Raw genomic sequence first — 18,169 nt, 5'->3', positions numbered from 1 at the left:
GTGCGTCGGCGCGCCTCTGGCTGTGGTCCTGTCCGTCCTCCTCGAACCCCTCGTCGAGGAGGACGGACTAGCCACGTGACACACTGGTCAGATGGCTGCCCTATCGGCCGTGGTGTTCACGCTGAGCGCCTGGCTCGGGCTCTACCTGCTGGCTCGAGACCCGCGCAAACCCGTGCTTGCGCTGGCCGCGACGGGGCTCTGTGGCTTCGCGTTGGTCGTGGCTCTTGACGCGATACGAACGACCAGCATCACGCACGCCGAGCTGCTGAGTCAGGCGGAGATCTACCTGGTGGCCGTCCCGGGTGTGGCGTGGTTTGCGGTACTCCTCGAGCTGTCCCGATCCGGCGATGGTGCTCGGCCCCGCAAGGGTGAGCTGCTGCTGGTCGCCGCCGTCGGCGGGCTGACGTTGTTCGGTGCGATGCTGGCCGGCAGCGTTGACGGTCCGGTGCGGCCCGGCCACTGGCTGATGTTCGCGGTGAATTCGATCGCCACGCTGGGCGCGATGATCGCCGCATTGAAGCGACCGGCGCAACCACTGCCCGTTGCCGGCGTCGTCGTCGTGGCAACACTGTTCTTTGCGCTGAGCAACGCCATCCTGGTCATCCCCCTGGGCCTGCTACCCAGCTGGCTGGCCCTGGCCGCGACGGGTTTCGACGTCTTGCTCCTCGGCCTGGCCGTTGCCCGCTGGGACGCGTTCGACGAAGGCCAGGCGTTGCGGGCCGACATGCTGCGCTCGTTCGCCGGCTCGATCGCGGTAGCGGCGTTGTTCGGCGGTCAGGCCCTGGTCGGCCTGGCGGTGACACGCCACGACCCCGGCGCCCAGATCACGCTGACGGTGCTGCTGTTCACCAGCTTGGCCATCGCGATCACCATTCAGGTGCTGGCCGACCCGCTGGCTGGGATCTTGGACCGGCTGGCCTTTTCGAAATCGCCGACGCTGCGGGCGGATCGGGCCGCGCTGCGGCACACCGAAGCGGCACTGCCGCTGCGAGCCGACAATCCGCTGGCCGACGTGGACGACGAAAACTTCGTCCGGCTGACCCGCCGGGCGCTGGGCCACTACGGCGACTTGAGCAAGCTGGTAGCCAGTCCGCTGACCGCTTTGCCGGTGATCGACGAGCGGCTGGCCGCCCGCGGCGCATCGGACCATCCCCTGGAAAGGACCAACGAACTCAAAGCCGTTCTCGCGGACGGCATCAGGCGGCTCAAGCCGCGCGACGGCGGTGATTTCGGGACGACCGAGGAATGGCGGTACTACAACTCGCTGTACTTCCCCTACGTGGTGGGGGTGCGGGCCTACGCGCAGAATGCCACCGCCGCAGGACTGGATCCGATCGCCCGCCAGGCGTGGCAGTGGTTGGTCACCGAAGTGCCGCAGCGTTCCCTGCACAACTGGCAAAACGCCGCAGCCCGGCTCATTGCGGCCGATCTCCGTGGTCGGGTCCCAGTCGCCAGCGACTAGTCTGACCACCGAGCGTACTGCCGCGGCGACCGTCGCCGTCGCCGAATAACCAAGGGAGACTTGTGGCTTCAAAGATTCCGCCCGTCAGAGTTGCGCAGGCCATCGAGACCGCGCGGCACTACCTTGCCCAACTCCACCGGAAGATGGTGCCGCCGCCGGTGGCCGTGCTGGAAATGATCAACAACGCGTGGGCCGCGCAGGCGATCACCGCGGCGGCGCAACTGGGTATCGCCGATGCGCTGGCCAACGGGCCCCAGTCGGCCGACGAATTGGCAGCAGCGGTCAACGCCGATGCCGACGCACTTCGTCGGCTGCTGCGAGCGTTGATCGGTCGCGGCATCTTCAAGCAGCGCCGTGACGGGCGCTATGACCTCACGCCGCTCGGGGACACGCTGCGCAGCGATGCCGAGGTGCCCATGGCGGGCTGGGCCCGTTGGCTGGGATCGCCCCAACACCGCGAACACTGGAGCCACCTGGTCGATGCGATTCGCACCGGCAAGCCAGTCATCCCCGAATTGCGCGGCAAGTCGACATTCGAGTACCTGGCCTCCGAACCGGAGCTCGGCGAGATTTTCAACGACGCCATGACGGCCGGGTCCGCGATGGCGATCGGCCCGGTGATCGCCGCCTACGACTTCAGCCCCTTTTCGACCATCGTCGACGTCGGCGGAGGACATGGTCGGCTACTGGCCGAGATTCTGGCTGCCACGCCCGGCGCGCGAGGCATCCTGTTCGACCAGCCGCAGGTCGTGGCGGGGGCGCCGGACGTGCTCGCCGAATTCAAGGTGCAGGACCGAGTCACCGTCGTCGAGGGGTCGTTCTTCGAGTCCGTGCCCAAGGGCGGGGACGCGTACGTCCTCAAGAGCGTGATCCACGATTGGTCCGACGACGACGCCGTGCGAATCCTGCGCAACGTACGGGATGCCGCAGCCGTCGGTAGCCGGGTGTTGGTCATGGAATTCGTCCTCCCCGAACACCATCGCGAATACACGGGTAACTGGGTGGACTTGGAGATGTTGCTGGCACTGGACGCCCAGGAACGTTCCGCCGCCGAGTTCGAGCGCCTCTTCAGCCGCGCCGGCTTCCGGATGACGCGGGTGGTGGACACGGCGTCGCCGTTCCACGTGGTCGAAGCCACAGCGATCTGACCGGAAACTCCGGGAATTCCGGAGGAAAATACCTGGTCGTTTAGTCCATGGCAGTAGTTGGCAGTGCCGTGCGTCGATCTGGCAGTGCTGCACCGGCATCGTCGGACGTGTTCGACACCGCCAACCGGATAGTTCCAAGGAGTGAATGACATGACCTCAATCGCTGGCCCGTTGACCCGGCCCCTCTACGACTCGACGGATTCGCTGCTGAGGTTCGCCATGCGCCTGGACGCCACGTTGACCGGACTGATGGGTCTGGCCGTGGCCGCGGCCGCGGACCCGATCTCGAGGATGACCGGGCTGACGTCGGGCCAGGAATACAGCATCGGCGCCTTCTTCGTGCTCTACGGGCTGGCCGTATTCAGCCTCGCCGCGTTGCCGAATCTGCGTCGAGCCGGCATCGGTGTGGTGGTAGGCAACCTCGTCTACACCGTGGCGGCGATCGTCGCCGCTGAATTGGTGCCCATGACCAGCACGGGTGTCGCCGCGACGCTGGCAACCGGTGTCTACACCGCGTTGTTCGCTGGCCTGCAATACCTGGGAGTGCGCCGCCTCGCGGCCTAACTCCCCTCCTCGCCGATACGGGGTGCCTCCACGACAGTGCGGAACGCGCCCCGTATCGGCCATTTCTTTTTGGCTCCAAACAGGAGCCGATATTGAATTCAAAGAGTGTATTTACTGACAAGCATTTTGCTCTGATTTGTTCGAGATGATCTCTTAAGGCATGCCTGCCTGGGGGCGGGCGAGAGCAAGAGCTCAAAAGTGTTATGGCGCTTCACAGTGTGTGCACTGTGCACATACCGCCGGTAGAGGTGGTGTGCACTTCGACCGTGCGGAGATAGGTCGGATCGTTGAGGCTTGCAGTTCAGCCGAAACGCACCGCATTTTCGGGCAGCGGCGATACGATCTGCGTAATTCGAGTAGCTGTCTGGGGGCCTGAGTGACGGGAGATCTGCAATGGCCTTTCTGGTTGCAGCGCCGGAGTCGCTAATTCAAGCGGCTACCGATCTGGCGGAACTCGGGTCGACACTCACCGCGGCCAACGCGGCGGCAGCCGCTCCCACCACAAGTTTGCTGGCCGCCGGAGCAGACGAGATCTCGGCAGCCGTCGCGGCGCTGTTCAGCGGGCACGCCCAGTCCTATCAAGCGTTGAGTGGGCAGGTACAGGCGTTCCATTCGCAGTTCGTACAGGCCCTTTCTGGTGCTGGTACGGCCTACTCATCGGCCGAGTCTTTCAATGTCGGGCCGTTGCAGCCGGTCCTCGATGTGATCAACGCTCCCACTCAGCTGCTGCTGGGGCGTCCGTTGATCGGTGACGGCGCCAGTGGTGCGCCGGGCACCGGACAGGCTGGCGGCCCGGGTGGCCTGTTGTACGGCAACGGCGGGGCTGGTGGCTCGGGTGCGCCGGGTCAGGCCGGCGGCGCTGGCGGGTCGGCGGGATTGATTGGCAACGGCGGCGCCGGCGGGGCCGGTGGTGTCGGTCTGGCCGGCGGCTTCGGGGGTGCCGGCGGCAACGGTGGCAACGGCGGCTGGTTGTACGGACACGGCGGGATCGGCGGCGCCGGTGGAGCCGGGGCAGGCGCGAACAGCCTTGGCGGCGGAGCCGGCGGTTTGGGCGGTTCGGCCGGGCTGTGGGGCGCTGGCGGAGCGGGTGGCGCCGGCGGGCATGGTGGAACCAATAGCAATTTGGTCGGCCCGAACGGTGGGGCTGGCGGTGACGGCGGGCGCGGTGGATTCCTCTCCGGCGACTCGGGCGCTGGTGGAAACGGTGGCGGCGGGGGTACCGGTGCCACCTTCGGCGGGAGCGGTGGGGCCGGCGGTGACGGCGGCAGTGGCTGGCTACAAGGCAATGGTGGGGCAGGCGGTGCCGGTGGCAGCGGTGGATCACAAGGTTTCAGTAGCGGTGGCGCGGGCGGCAACGGAGGGGCTGCCGGCCTGTTCGGCGACGCCGGGGCTGGCGGGGCCGGCGGCCAGGCATTCGGCGGTGTCGGAGGGCAAGGCGGTCTGGGTGGTCCGGCTCTGCTGTTAGGAAACGGCGGGGCCGGCGGTGCGGGTGGTGGGTCTAGCTCACTCTCCGGGACCCCCGGGAACGGCGGTGACGGCGGAACCGGCGGTCTCTTCGGCGGTAACGGCGGTGACGGCGGTCGCAGCGGCATACCCGCTGGCAGCACGGTAGCCAACTTCGCCTCGGGTGCTCGCGGCGGCAACGGCGGCAATGCCCGGCTGTTCGGGAATGGCGGTACTGGTGGTGCTGGTTATGGCGGCGTTGGCGACATCCCCGCAGATGCACCGGGCTATGCCGGTAATGGCGGGGTTGGCGGGTTCATCTTCGGTAATGGCGGCGCTGGTGGCAACGGCGTCACGGGCGCATTCGACTCGTCTGGCAACTCGGCATCCGCGGGCGGCAACGGCGGCAATGGCGGCAACGCTGGCCTCATTGGGGCCGGTGGCGCTGCTGGCACGGGCTCCCTTCACGGCAGCTTCGGCAGCAGGCCCGACGGCGTCGCGGGCGTTGTCGGCACCGGCGGCAAGTTGTTCACGCCGCCACCATTCGACCCCCTGGACATCATCAACGCGCCCACCAACGCGCTGCTCGGACGCCCGCTGATCGGCGACGGGGCCAATGGCACCGCTGCGAATCCCAACGGCCAGGCCGGCGGATTGCTATGGGGCAACGGCGGCCACGGCTACAGCACCACGGCTGCCGGAGTAGCCGGCGGCAACGGTGGAGATGCCGGGTTGTTCGGCAACGGCGGGACTGGCGGCGCCGGTGGTGCCGGCGCTAACGGCGGTCATGGCGGAAATGCGATTTGGGGCATGGGCGGCGCAGGCGGAGCCGGCGGCGCCAGCAACGTTCCCGGCGGTAGCTCCGGCTCCGGCGGTAACGGCGGAAACGTCTTCTTCTGGGGTACCGGCGGTGCCGGCGGCACCGGCGGTGCCGTCATTTCCGGCCAAGGGATCGCTGGCAACGGTGGGACCGGTGGACACGGCGGGCGGTTCTATGGCGATGGGGGAGCCGGCGGGGCCGGCGGGAGCGGCGGTCAGGGCTTCCCGGGGACAACCGCTGAGCCCGGCGGCGACGGAGGTCGCGGGGGCGACGGTGGTGCGGCAGGGCTGATTGGTAACGGCGGCGCCGGCGGAAACGGTGGGGCCGGCGGCCTGGGTGGGCAAGGCAGCCAGGCCAACCCATCCACCGGTGGGGATGGTGGTCACGGCGGTAACGCCGGTCACGGCGGAGCGGGCGGAACGATCTACGGAAACGGTGGTGTCGGCGGGGTCGGTGGGGCCGGCGGGAACGGCGGCCAAGGAGTCATCTCTGGCGGCAACGAGGTCCGTGGCGGCGCCGGCGGAAATGCCGGTAACGGCGGCATGGGTGGATCCGCGGGTATGTTCGGCGCCGGCGGCGCAGGTGGTGCCGGCGGTGTCGGCGGTGCCGGGACAATAGGCGCCAACGGCGGTAACGGCGGTGACGCGGGAGACGGCGGAGACGGCGGAATCGGCGGGAACGGCGGTTCGGTCTACGGCAACGGCGGTGCCGGTGGCGCCGGCGGTTCCGGCGGCGCGGGCGCCTTCGGCCCGGGTGGTCCCCTCGAGTTGAAGGGTGGCGCAGGTGGCAACGGCGGAAACGGCGCCGCCGGCGGCAACGCTCAGCTGATCGGAGACGGGGGAGCGGGCGGTGCTGCCGGGGCGGGTACTGCGGGCCAGGCCGGCAATGGAACCAGCGGCGTCAGCGGGCCCGGCGGTAATGGCGGGTCACTGGCCGGCGCGCCCGGGCCGCAGGGGTAACCGCCGGTTCTACCGGCTGAGTGCGACCGCAGGCCTCGCCGAGCTAGAGCTTGCGCAGCCGCAACCGGTTGATGGAGTGATCGGCGTCTTTGCGCAGCACCAGTGTTGCCCGCGGTCGGGTCGGCAGGATGTTCTCCACCAGGTTGGGCCGGTTGATCGACCGCCAGATCTCCTTCGCGGCGGCAACGGCTTTCGCGTCGGACAACGCTGAGTAGTGGTGGAAGTGAGATTCCGGGTCGGCGAACGCCGTGCTGCGCATCGCCAAGAACCGCGATATGTACCACTGTTCGATGTCCTCGATCCGTGCATCCACATACAGCGAGAAGTCGAACAGGTCCGACACCATCAGCGTCGGACCGGTCTGCAATACGTTGAGCCCCTCCAAGATCAGGATGTCGGGGTGACGGACCACGTGCTTGGCGCCCGGAATGATGTCGTACTTGAGGTGCGAGTACACCGGCGCGCAGGCATATTCCGAACCGGACTTCACCGACGTCACGAAACGCATCAGCGCTCGCCGGTTATAGCTCTCCGGGAAACCCTTGCGGTGCATCAGGTTCCGCCGTTCCAGCTCCGCGTTGGGATACAGGAAACCGTCGGTGGTCACCAGGTCGACCCGTGGATGGTGATCCCACCGGGCCAGCAGTGCCTGCAGCACACGAGCGGTGGTCGATTTGCCGACCGCAACGCTGCCCGCCACACCGATGACGAACGGCACCAGCCGGTCCGGGTGCTGCTGGGGTTCGCCAAGGAACTCGGCGGTCGCGGCGAACAGCCGCTGGCGTGCGGCCACCTGTAGGTGAATCAGTCGGGCGAGCGGGAGGTAGACCTCCTCGACTTCGAGCAGATCGATCTGCTCGCCCAGGCCCCGCAAACCGATCAATTCCTCTTCGGTCAGGGCCAGGGGCGTCGACTCACGAAGCGCGCGCCATTGCTTCCGGTCGAACTCCACATAGGGGCTCGGCTCGCTCAGCCGGGGCATATTCCCAGTCTTGCAGGAACGGACGCGAGCCTTACGGCTGGGCTGGCAAAAAGCCGACCTGCAGCTGCCCGATAGCAGTCTCGATAGACTGACCCCCGTGACTGCTGCACCTGACGCCCGCACTGCCGTTTCCGGCGAAGCTTCTGTGATGTCGGCCCCACTCGCCGAGGTCGACCCCGACATCGCCGAGCTGCTGGCCAAGGAACTCGGGCGTCAACGCGACACCCTCGAGATGATCGCGTCGGAGAACTTCGTGCCGCGCTCGGTGCTGCAGGCCCAGGGCTCCGTGCTGACCAACAAGTACGCCGAGGGACTGCCGGGCAGGCGCTACTACGGCGGCTGTGAACACGTCGACGTGGTGGAAAACATCGCCCGGGACCGTGCCAAGGCATTGTTCGGCGCCGACTTCGCCAACGTGCAGCCGCATTCCGGTGCACAGGCCAACGCCGCCGTGCTGCATGCGCTGATGTCGCCCGGGGAGCGGCTGCTGGGATTGGACCTGGCCAACGGTGGGCACCTCACCCACGGCATGCGGCTGAACTTCTCCGGCAAGCTGTACGAAAACGGGTTCTACGGTGTCGACCCCACCACGCACCTGGTGGACATGGATGCCGTGCGTGCCCAAGCGCTCGAATTCCGCCCGAAGGTGATCATCGCCGGTTGGTCCGCCTACCCCCGGGTGCTGGACTTCGCGGCGTTCCGGTCCATTGCCGACGAGGTCGGCGCCAAGTTGTGGACGGACATGGCGCACTTCGCGGGACTGGTCGCCGCCGGCCTGCACCCGTCACCGGTGCCTCACTCGGATGTGGTGTCGACGACCGTCCACAAGACGCTCGGCGGAGGCCGCTCCGGCCTGATCGTCGGTAAGCAGGAGTACGCCAAAGCCATTAACTCCGCGGTGTTTCCGGGTCAGCAGGGCGGCCCGCTCATGCACATCATCGCCGGCAAGGCCGTCGCGCTGAAGATCGCCGGAACCCCCGAGTTCGCCGAGCGCCAACAGCGCACGCTCAGCGGGGCGCGGATCATCGCCGAGCGGCTGCTGGCCGACGACGTCGCCAAAGCCGGCGTATCCGTGGTCAGCGGCGGCACCGACGTCCATCTGGTCCTGGTCGATCTGCGCAACTCGCCGCTGGACGGCCAGGCGGCCGAGGACCTGCTGCACGAGGTAGGCATCACCGTCAACCGCAACGCCGTCCCGAACGACCCCCGGCCGCCCATGGTGACCTCGGGTCTTCGGATCGGGACACCCGCGTTGGCCACCCGCGGTTTCGGGGACACCGAGTTCACCGAGGTCGCCGACATCATCGCCAGCGCTTTGGCAGCGGGCACTTCCGCGGACGTGGCCGGGTTGCGCGCCCGGGTGACCCGGCTGGCCAGGGATTTCCCCCTGTACGAGGGCCTCGAAGACTGGAGCCTGCTCGGCCGCTGAGGTCGGTCGGCGGGCGACTCGCCTGTCGCGGGAATTTGAAAGCATCTGTGTACGCGGGTTACAGTAACCGCATGGCACAGAAACCTGTCGCTAATGCGCTGACCCTCGAACTCGAGCCGGTTGTCGAAGAAAACTGGACTCGGCACCTTGCCACCGAGAACCTTTGGTTCGCGCACGATTACGTGCCGTACGACCAGGGCGAGAACTTCGCCTTCCTCGGTGGGCGTGACTGGGATCCCTCTCAGGCCACGCTGCCCAGGCACATCACCGACGCGTGCGAGGTCTTGCTGATCCTCAAGGACAACCTGGCCGGTCATCACCGCGAACTCGTCGAGCACTTCATTCTCGAGGACTACTGGGGACGCTGGCTGGGCCGCTGGACCGCTGAGGAGCACCTGCACGCCCTCGCGCTGCGTGACTATCTGGTGGTGACCCGGGAAATCGACCCGGCCGCCAACGAAGAGGTGCGGGTCAAGCACGTGATGCGGGGCTACCGGGCCGACTGGTACACCCAGGTCGAAACCCTGGTCTACATGACCTTCTCCGAACGCTCGCACGCCACGTTCTGCCGGAACCTCGCCGCACAGATCGAGGAACCGCTCTTGGCCGGGCTGGTGGACCGGATCGCCAGGGACGAAGCGCGCCACGAAGAGTTTTTCTCCAACCTCGTCAAGCACCTTCTCGGCTACGTCCGCGAGGAGACCATCGCCGCGATCGCCACCCGCGCTACCGACATTGACGTACTCGGCGCCGACATTCTGGAATACCAGGACAAGGTGCAAAACATCGCCGATGCAGGCATTTTCGACCGACAGCAACTGCAGCAGGTCGTCTCCGAATGCATCACGGCGTGGGGCTTGGCCGACGAGCCCGCATTGCAGCAATTCGTCACAAGTTAAGTTGAGTTTTCCTCAGCGGCGCGCCTGCACTGCGGGGGTGTGGCCACCGGAGTAGCGTCGCACTCGATGGCCAGCGCAACACTCTGCTGCCAGGGCGGCACCTACCGTCACGACTCCCTGCCATGGCAGGGGCATGACACAGGCAGGACCGGCCCCGGTCCTGGTGCCGCGGCCCCCGCCGATTCGCTCGTGCGGGTCCGCGCGAGCGTCCGTCGCTCGAGGAGCGCTCTGTGACCGAAATCCGGACGTACGTGCTCGACACCTCTGTGCTGCTGTCCGACCCGTGGGCGTGCAGTCGATTCGCCGAGCACGAAGTCGTGGTCCCGCTGGTGGTGATCAGCGAGCTGGAGGCCAAACGCCACCACCACGAGCTGGGCTGGTTCGCCCGCCAGGCGCTGCGGTTGTTCGACGACCTCCGACTTGAGCACGGACGGCTGGATCAGCCCATTCCCGTTGGCAAGCAGGGTGGCTCACTGCACGTCGAGCTCAACCACACCGACCCCGCGGTGCTGCCCGCGGGCTTTCGCACCGACAGCAACGACTCCCGGATCTTGAGTTGCGCCGCCAACCTGGCCGCCGAAGGCAGACGAGTCACGCTGGTCAGCAAGGACATCCCGCTGCGGGTCAAGGCGGCCGCAGTGGGGCTGGCGGCCGACGAGTACCACGCCCAAGACGTGGTCGCGTCGGGTTGGTCGGGCATGCGAGAGATCGAAACCTCCGCCGAAGACATCGCCACCCTGTTCGCCGAAGGTGAGCTCGACCTGGCCGAAGCGCGGGATTTGCCCTGTCACACCGGCATTCGGCTGCTCGGCGGCAGTTCGCACGCACTGGGCCGGATCACCGCCGGCAAGCGCATCCAACTGGTTCGCGGTGACCGCGAAGTGTTCGGTCTGCGCGGGCGCTCCGCCGAACAGCGGGTGGCGCTCGACCTGTTGCTCGACGAATCCGTTGGCATCGTGTCGCTGGGTGGCAAGGCCGGCACCGGAAAGTCGGCGCTGGCGTTGTGCGCGGGCCTCGAGGCGGTGTTGGAGCGTCGGACGCACCGCAAGGTGGTGGTGTTCCGCCCCCTGTACGCCGTCGGAGGCCAGGAACTCGGCTACCTGCCCGGCAGCGAGAGCGACAAGATGGGCCCCTGGGCGCAGGCCGTGTTCGACACGCTCGAGGGCCTGGCTAGCCCGGCCGTCCTGGACGAGGTCCTGTCCCGAGGAATGCTCGAGGTGTTGCCGCTGACGCACATCCGCGGCCGTTCGTTGCACGACTCGTTCGTCATCGTCGACGAAGCGCAGTCGCTGGAACGCAACGTGCTGCTCACGGTGTTGTCCCGGTTGGGTACCGGATCCCGGGTGGTGCTGACCCACGACATCGCGCAGCGTGACAACCTGCGGGTCGGCCGTCACGACGGGGTGGCCGCGGTGATCGAGAAACTCAAAGGTCACCCGCTCTTTGCGCACATAACGCTGCTACGCAGCGAGCGGTCGCCGATTGCCGCGCTGGTCACCGAAATGCTCGAAGAGATCACCGGGCCGCACTGAGCCCGGCTGGCCCACGGGTAAACTTTCGTGGTGCCGAAACGACCCGACAACCAAGCTTGGCGCTACTGGCGCACGGTTTTCGGTGCGGTGGCCGCCGGCGCCGTCCTGGTGATCGGTGGCCTCACCGGCCACGTCACTCGAGCCGACGACCTCAACTGTTCGGTGGTGAAGTGCGTCGCGTTCACCTTCGATGACGGTCCGACGCCCTACACCGACCGTCTGCTGAAAATCCTTCGGGACAACGACGCCAGGGCCACGTTCTTCTTGATCGGCAACAAAGTGGCCGCCAACCCGGGCGGCGCTCGGCGCATCGCCGAGGCCGGGATGGAGGTCGGCAGCCACACCTGGGAACACCCCAACCTGCAGACCGTTCCCGTCGCTGACCTTCCCGCTCAATTCACCAAGGCCAACGAGGCGATCGCCGCGGCGACGGGACGGGCGCCCACGCTGTACCGGCCCGCCGGTGGACTGTCCAACGAGACCGTGCGCGCAACCGCCGGGAAGCTGGGGATGGCCGAAATCCTGTGGGACGTCATTCCCTTCGACTGGGAGAACGACTCGAACATCGCGGCTACCCGGCAGATCCTGATGACCCAGATCAGACCCAACTCTGTGGTGCTGCTGCACGACACCTACTCGAGCACCGTCGACCTGGTGTATCAGTTCATCCCGGTGCTGCGGGCCAACGGCTATCGGCTGGTGACCGTCAGTGAACTGCTCGGCCCCAGGGCGCCGGGGAGCAGCTACGGCAGTCGCGAGAACGGGCCACCCGCCAACGATCTGCGTGACATCCCGGCCAACCAGATTCCGGGTCTGCCCAACACCCCGTCGCCCAAGCCGATGCCCAACTTTCCGATCACCGACCTGCCGAACCAGAACTCGGGTGGGCCCAACAACGGTGGCTGACACGGGCCGCTGTCAGCCGGGCTAACCGTTAGGTTGTTTAGCGTGACCACGCCCGCCTCGGCCACCGAAAAGGCAACCGAAAAAGCGGGTCCAAAAAGTGGCCGCAGGCTACTGCTGCAATACGGGTCGGACCTTGCGTTGGCCTATATCTTCGCGGCCATCGACACCGTCGCCATCCTGGTCCCGCTGCGCGGCCACACCTACACCGACTTCGCCGAAAAGAACATGGCCGGCGTGCTCGTGCTGATGGCGCTGGGCGTCTGCTTTGTCGCGGTGGCCGGCGCGATGAGCCTGGCCCCCACCGTGCGCTGGTTTGCCGTCGGCGCCGAACCGACCGCGCAGCAACGCGATGTGGCAACGAAACTCGCCGGCCGCCAGTCGGCCATCCTGGCGGGGGCCTGGGCGGCCAGCGGGGTGATCCTCGTGCTTTTCAATCGCAGCGGTGGTGCGGCGATGTTTGTGCCCGTCGTGCTGGGGGTGGTGCTGGGCGGTGCCGCGGCGGCGGGCACCGGTCTGTTGCTCGCACAACACACCCTGCGGCCCATCATGTTCGCCGCCACGCGTGGTGCCGAGCCGCGACTGACCGTGCCCGGTGTGTTTTCCCGGCTGGTGCTGCTGTGGTTCCTCTGCAGCGCGTTTCCGATCGGGGTCATCGCGGGTTTCGTCGTGCTGCGTTCCTACGGTTGGTTCATCGAGAAAAACGTGTCGTTGGATACGCCGGTGCTGGTGGTGTCGCTGGCGGCCCTGGTGCTTGGTTTGCCGACCATGATCCTGACCTCGCGTTCCATTGCGGACCCGATCAGCGAAGTCGTCGACGCGATGGCCAAAGTCGAACACGGCCACATCGACACGCTCGTCGGGGTATACGAGCGGTCCCAAATCGGCCGTCTCCAAACAGGGTTCAACAAAATGGTGGCCGGTCTCGCGGAACGCGAGCGGTTGCGTGACCTGTTCGGTCGGCATGTCGGGGCCGACGTGGCGCAACGCGCCATCGAAGAGGGCGTCTCGATGTCCGGGGAAGTGGTCGAGGCCGCGGTCCTGTTCATCGACATGTTGAACTCGACCAGGTTGACGGAAAACCTTGCGCCACAAGAGGTGGCCCAGGTGCTCAACGACTTCTTCCGGATAGTTGTCGGCGCCGTCGACGAGCACCAGGGTCTGATCAACAAATTCCAAGGCGATGCGGCGCTGGCCGTCTTCGGAGCCCCGCTGCGCTCCGAGGACCCGGCGTCGGCGGCACTGGCCACGGCCCGAACTTTAGGCACCGAGTTGCGCCGACTGCTGCCCGTGGTCGATTTCGGCATAGGCGTTTCCGCGGGTCGTGTGTTCGCGGGCAACATCGGTGCCGAAAACCGTTACGAATACACGGTTATCGGGGACGCGGTCAACGAGGCGGCGCGGCTCGCCGACCTCGCCAAGACATCCGAGCGGCGGATCCTGTGCTCGTCCGCGGCACTGGATCGCGCCACCGAGGAGGAACGCGAGCGGTGGGCGGAGTCCTATTCCACCGTTCTGCGTGGCCGTTCGGAAGCGACGCACGTCTACAGCCCGGTGGCCGCCGGTTAGCGGCGGCGGAGAGTGGCCCTCAGAGCTACTGGAGCTACTTGGAGCTACTTGGACACCTTAAGTGCGGCGATCACCTTGTTGATGATCGCTTGGGACGCGGTATCGCCGATCGGGATGGCACCCAGGAAGATCGTGACCGGTTTCGTGTCGACCGCGATGATCACCACGGAGTCACCCTTGACGTTGCGGGTGGTGTCGCCGATCGTGATGTCGGCGTCCACGCGGGCGGCTTTGACGCCGTCGACCGTCGTCGTCGACTTCTTCAACGGACCCAGGGTGGGTTGCGACTGTATGTAGCCGGGGCCGTTGGCCACGCACTGCATCAGTTTCGCGGCTTGGGCGGCGACGTCCATGCTGGTCACGAAGTTGGTGATGGCGACTTCGACCTGCATCATCCACTGGTTGGCGCCGGGGACTTCCGCGGCCAGCCCCACCCCGCCGATGAGGTTCGGATTCTGGTCATCGGAATACGGCAACCAACCGGGTGCCGCGCTGGCCGGGAACGAGAGCTTGCCCGCGCTGACGGTGCCACCGGAGGGTGGCGCCCCGCCGGACACGTTGTCCGTGCAGTCGGTGGCCGTCTGATCGGAACTGATCGGTCCTGACGACGGCCCAGCGGCGCTGCTCGTCGCGGGTTGCGACGGCGAGGGCGACGAATCCCCGTTGCCCAGGGCGACTACCAGGATGACGACCAACGCGATGACACCCAATATCGCGATACCGGCAAGAACCAACCACGGCGTTTTCGAGCTCGGCCCACCCGGTGGCGGTCCACCGGGACCGGGGTAGGTCCCCGCGCCCCAACCTGGGACATATTGCTGACCGGTCGGCGGATATGGCTGCGGAGGGTAGCCCGCATGGCCGTACGGGTCCGTCCCCTGGGGATTGGCGTAGGGGTTGGCCGGCGGATACGTACCGTCCGGTGGTGGGTAGGGATAGCCGCCCCCCTGAGGCTGCCCGGGCTGCGGCTGGCCACCCTGCGGCTGTCCGCCCCAGTATTGGTCCTGGCCGTAGGGGTTCGATCCGTAGGGATCCTGACCGTAAGGGCCGCCGGGAGGAGCCGTCATCGAATAATCACCCTCACTCTCACGGACCACCTCGAGCTGAGGCGGTCAAACAGCCGCGTCGCCGCTGACGCTTACGGGAACCCTCCCAGCTGGGCCTAGTCGACCGGATCGACCTTGGCCATCGCCAGGACATCGAGGCGGCGGTCCAGCTCCTCGATCGACAGCTTGTCGCCGATCAGTCCGCGGTCGATGACGGTTTGGCGAATCGTCTTGCGTTCCTTGAGCGCTTGCTTGGCAACCGCGGCTGCCTCCTCATAGCCGATGGCCGAGTTTAGCGGGGTCACGATCGATGGCGACGACTCGGCCAATTCGCGCAGGTGGTCGACGTTCGCCTTCAGTCCGACGATGCAGCGCTCGGCGAACAACCTCGACGCGTTGGTCAGCAGCTTGAACGACTCGAGGATGTTGCGGGCCATCATCGGGATGTAGACGTTGAGCTCGAAGGCGCCGCTCGCCCCGCCCCAAGCGATCGCGGCATCGTTGCCGATCACCTGCGCGGCCACCTGAGTGACCGCCTCCGGCAGCACCGGATTCACCTTGCCCGGCATGATCGAGCTACCCGGCTGCAGGTCGGGCAGCTGAATTTCGGCCAGGCCGGTCAGCGGCCCGGAACCCATCCAGCGAATGTCGTTGGCGATCTTGGTCAGCGAGACCGCGATGGTGCGCAGCGCCCCGGACGCCTCGACCAACCCGTCCCGCGCGGCCTGCGCCTCGAACGAGTTTGCAGCCGTACGCAATTCGGACAGCCCCGTCTCGGCGACCAGGACCGAGACCACCTTGACGCCGAAGCCTTCGGGGGCGTTGAGGCCGGTGCCGACCGCGGTGCCGCCGATCGCCAGCTCGCCCAGCCGGGGCAGGGTGGCACGCACCCGCTCGATGCCGGCCTCGATCTGGCGGGCATAGCCGCTGAACTCCTGACCGAGCGTCACGGGAACGGCATCCATGAGGTGCGTCCGTCCGGACTTCACCACCGTGTGCCACTCGAGAGCCTTGTCCGACAGTGCTTTGTGCAGCACCTCGAGGGCCGGAATGAGATGGCGCACCGCCGCTTCGGTGGCGGCGATGTGGGTGGCGGTGGGGAAGGTGTCGTTCGACGACTGCGACATGTTGACGTCGTCATTGGGGTGCACCTGCACGCCGTTCTTGGCGGCGATGGACGCGATCACCTCGTTGGTGTTCATGTTCGAGCTGGTGCCCGAACCGGTCTGGAAGACGTCGATCGGGAACTGGTCGTCGTGCTGGCCGTCGGCGATCTCGGCCGCCGCGGCGATGATCGCGTCGGCCTTCTCCGACGCCAGCAGACCCAGGTCCTTGTTCACCTGAGCGCAGGCGCCCTTCAGCAGGCCCAACGCGCGGATCTGGGCGCGCTCCAGCGGCCGGCCAGAGATCGGGAAGTTCTCCACCGCGCGCTGAGTCTGTGCGCGCCACAACGCTTTGGCCGGCACCCGGACCTCGCCCATGGTGTCGTGCTCGATGCGGTATTCGGCGTCGTCGGCCATTTTGAAAAGGTTCCTCGCTATCCGGGATGGGTCAGGGCAGGGGATAGGCGGCGGTGCTGTCGCCGGTGAAGTCGATCGCGGAGTACTCGTTGAGCTTCGAGAGCCGGTGGTAAGCCTCGATCATGCGCACCGTGCCCGACTTCGACCGCATCACGATCGACTGGGTGGTGCAGCCCCCCGGCTGGTAACGAACCCCCTTGAGCAGGTCGCCGTCGGTCACTCCGGTGGCGCAGAAGAAGACGTTCTCCCCGGACACCAGGTCCTCGGTGGTCAGCACCCGCTCGATGTCGTGGCCGGCGTCCAGCGCCTTACGGCGTTCGGCCTCGTCCTTCGGTGCTAATTGCGCCTGGATGGCGCCGCCCATGCAGCGGATGGCGGCGGCGGTGATGATGCCCTCTGGCGTGCCGCCGATGCCGGCCAGCATGTCGGTGCCGGACTGGGGACGGCAGGCCGAGATGGCACCGGCCACGTCACCGTCGGTGATCAGCCGGATGCGGGCGCCGGTGGCGCGGACGTCGGCGATCAGCTGGGCGTGCCGCGGCCGGTCCAGGATGCAGACGGTCATGTCCCGCGGCGACAGTCCCTTGACCTTGGCGACCGCGCGGACGTTCTCGGCGATGGGGGCGGTGATGTCCAGCACGTGCGCTGCTTCGGGGCCCACGGCGATCTTGTTCATGTAGAAGACCGCGGACGGGTCGAACATCGCGCCGCGGTCCGCCACCGCCAGTACCGAGATGGCGTTGGGCATGCCCTTGCTCATCAGGGTGGTGCCGTCGATCGGGTCGACCGCGAAATCGCACTCGGGGCCGTCGCCGTTGCCCACCTCTTCGCCGTTGTAGAGCATCGGCGCTTCGTCTTTTTCGCCCTCGCCGATCACCACGACGCCGCGCATCGACACCGAGTTCACCAGTTCACGGATCGCATCGACCGCTGCGCCGTCGCCGCCCTCTTTGTCGCCGCGACCCACCCAGCGGCCCGCGGCCATGGCGCCGGCCTCGGTGACACGCACCAGCTCGAGGGCCAGGTTGCGGTCCGGGGCTTCCCCGCGCGTCGTCCGCGGTTTTGCCGGATCGTGGTCCGCCACCGCGGTCGAACGTGGTCCCTGAGAAGTCATAGTTGGAGCCCTTCGTTCAAGGTTGGAGCCCTTCGTTCAAGGTTGGAGCCCGTCGTTCATCCTCAGAGATTGTCCCAGAAGCTGATCGGTGAGCTGGAGCTGGGATACTGGCGGAGTGACCGTTGAACCCCAGCCGACTCCCAAGCCGGCCAAACCGCGGGTGCTGCAGGACGGTCGTGACATGTTCTGGTCGCTGGCGCCGCTGGTCGTCGGATGCATCCTGCTGGCCGGGATGGTCGGAATGTGTTCGTTCAAGCCCGGCGGGACCAACCGGGGCACCATCCCCTCCTACGATGCGGCGACGGCCTTGCGGGCCGACGCTGTGACGCTGGGGTTCCCCATTCGGCTGCCTCAACTGCCGGCGGGGTGGCAGCCGAACTCCGGTGGCCGCTCGGGTATCGAGAACGGGCGCACGGACGCGGCCAGCGGTCAGCGGCTGAACGCGCCCACGTCGACCGTGGGATACATCAGTCCGACCGGGATGTACCTGAGCCTGACCCAGAGCAACGCCGACGAGGACAAGCTCATCGCGTCCATCCATTCGGGCATGCACCCGACCGGGACGGTCGACGTCTCCGGCACCACCTGGATCGTCTACGAGGGAACCGACCAGGACGGTAATGGGTTCGAGCCGGTCTGGACGACCAGAATCGCCAGTCCCTCCGGCCCGACCCAGATCGCGATCACCGGAGCGGGGACCGCCGATCAATTCCGCACGCTCGCGGCGGCAACCCAGTCGCAGCCGCCGTTACCGAACACTCGTTAGCTCTCGTCGGATA

14 protein-coding genes are annotated in these 18,169 nt (G+C 67.1%); 10 read left to right on the top strand and 4 right to left on the bottom strand.

Annotated features, from left to right (window positions below; all coding sequences use genetic code 11):
• The first annotated feature begins 91 nt into the window (after positions 1-91).
• From G6N68_RS21805 to G6N68_RS21790, 4 genes are all read left to right on the top strand, one after another.
• Entirely contained in the window at positions 92-1,462 is a 1,371-nt protein-coding gene (locus G6N68_RS21805; RefSeq protein WP_163716807.1) for a hypothetical protein, read from the top strand.
• A 62-nt stretch (positions 1,463-1,524) separates the two neighbouring features.
• Positions 1,525-2,610, top strand: coding sequence for a methyltransferase (locus G6N68_RS21800; RefSeq protein ID WP_240355556.1), 1,086 nt, complete (start codon positions 1,525-1,527; stop codon positions 2,608-2,610).
• 150 nt (positions 2,611-2,760) lie between these two features.
• Positions 2,761-3,174 carry a hypothetical protein gene (locus tag G6N68_RS21795; RefSeq protein WP_163716804.1) on the top strand — a complete coding sequence of 138 codons (414 nt, stop codon included), beginning with the start codon at positions 2,761-2,763 and terminating at the stop codon, positions 3,172-3,174.
• A gap of 393 nt (positions 3,175-3,567) precedes the next feature.
• Positions 3,568-6,396 (top strand): PE family protein, encoded by a 2,829-nt coding sequence (locus G6N68_RS21790; RefSeq protein ID WP_163716799.1) that lies wholly within the window; start codon positions 3,568-3,570, stop codon positions 6,394-6,396.
• A 43-nt stretch (positions 6,397-6,439) separates the two neighbouring features.
• Here the strand turns inward: G6N68_RS21790 and coaA are convergent, their stop codons facing one another.
• A complete protein-coding gene (gene coaA, locus G6N68_RS21785; RefSeq protein WP_069422453.1) occupies positions 6,440-7,378 on the bottom strand; it encodes a type I pantothenate kinase in 939 nt (312 codons plus the stop codon).
• 148 nt (positions 7,379-7,526) lie between these two features.
• Between coaA and glyA the strand changes: the two genes are divergently transcribed.
• The 5 genes from glyA to G6N68_RS21760 all read left to right on the top strand — a co-directional run bounded on the left by glyA (position 7,527) and on the right by G6N68_RS21760 (position 13,710).
• Complete coding sequence (gene glyA / locus G6N68_RS21780; RefSeq protein ID WP_163718854.1) at positions 7,527-8,807, top strand: serine hydroxymethyltransferase; 1,281 nt, start codon at positions 7,527-7,529, stop codon at positions 8,805-8,807.
• Positions 8,808-8,878: 71 nt separating this feature from the next.
• Entirely contained in the window at positions 8,879-9,706 is an 828-nt protein-coding gene (locus tag G6N68_RS21775; protein ID WP_163716797.1) for an acyl-ACP desaturase, read from the top strand.
• A 230-nt stretch (positions 9,707-9,936) separates the two neighbouring features.
• Complete coding sequence (gene phoH2, locus G6N68_RS21770; protein ID WP_163716794.1) at positions 9,937-11,238, top strand: RNA 5'-3' helicase PhoH2; 1,302 nt, start codon at positions 9,937-9,939, stop codon at positions 11,236-11,238.
• Between the two features lie 30 nt (positions 11,239-11,268).
• Positions 11,269-12,144 carry a polysaccharide deacetylase family protein gene (locus G6N68_RS21765; RefSeq protein ID WP_163716792.1) on the top strand — a complete coding sequence of 292 codons (876 nt, stop codon included), beginning with the start codon at positions 11,269-11,271 and terminating at the stop codon, positions 12,142-12,144.
• A gap of 111 nt (positions 12,145-12,255) precedes the next feature.
• Complete coding sequence (locus tag G6N68_RS21760; protein WP_163718853.1) at positions 12,256-13,710, top strand: adenylate/guanylate cyclase domain-containing protein; 1,455 nt, start codon at positions 12,256-12,258, stop codon at positions 13,708-13,710.
• A gap of 44 nt (positions 13,711-13,754) precedes the next feature.
• Here G6N68_RS21760 and G6N68_RS21755 read toward each other — a convergent pair whose 3' ends face one another.
• The 3 genes from G6N68_RS21755 to glpX all read right to left on the bottom strand — a co-directional run bounded on the left by G6N68_RS21755 (position 13,755) and on the right by glpX (position 17,390).
• Positions 13,755-14,777, bottom strand: coding sequence for a hypothetical protein (locus G6N68_RS21755; protein ID WP_163716788.1), 1,023 nt, complete (start codon positions 14,775-14,777; stop codon positions 13,755-13,757).
• Positions 14,778-14,872: 95 nt separating this feature from the next.
• Positions 14,873-16,276, bottom strand: coding sequence for a class II fumarate hydratase (locus G6N68_RS21750; protein WP_163716784.1), 1,404 nt, complete (start codon positions 16,274-16,276; stop codon positions 14,873-14,875).
• Between the two features lie 31 nt (positions 16,277-16,307).
• On the bottom strand, positions 16,308-17,390 hold the full coding sequence (gene glpX, locus G6N68_RS21745; RefSeq protein ID WP_163716781.1) for a class II fructose-bisphosphatase: 1,083 nt from the start codon (positions 17,388-17,390) through the stop codon (positions 16,308-16,310).
• A gap of 115 nt (positions 17,391-17,505) precedes the next feature.
• Here glpX and G6N68_RS21740 point away from each other — a divergent pair, with 115 nt between their 5' ends.
• A complete protein-coding gene (locus G6N68_RS21740; RefSeq protein ID WP_163716778.1) occupies positions 17,506-18,156 on the top strand; it encodes a DUF4245 domain-containing protein in 651 nt (216 codons plus the stop codon).
• Positions 18,157-18,169: the final 13 nt, after the last annotated feature.

This window comes from Mycobacterium bourgelatii, assembly GCF_010723575.1.
Lineage (GTDB): Bacteria > Actinomycetota > Actinomycetes > Mycobacteriales > Mycobacteriaceae > Mycobacterium > Mycobacterium bourgelatii.
The sequence above is the reverse complement of the archived record's forward strand: the minus strand, read 5'-3'. Positions and strand labels throughout refer to the sequence as shown.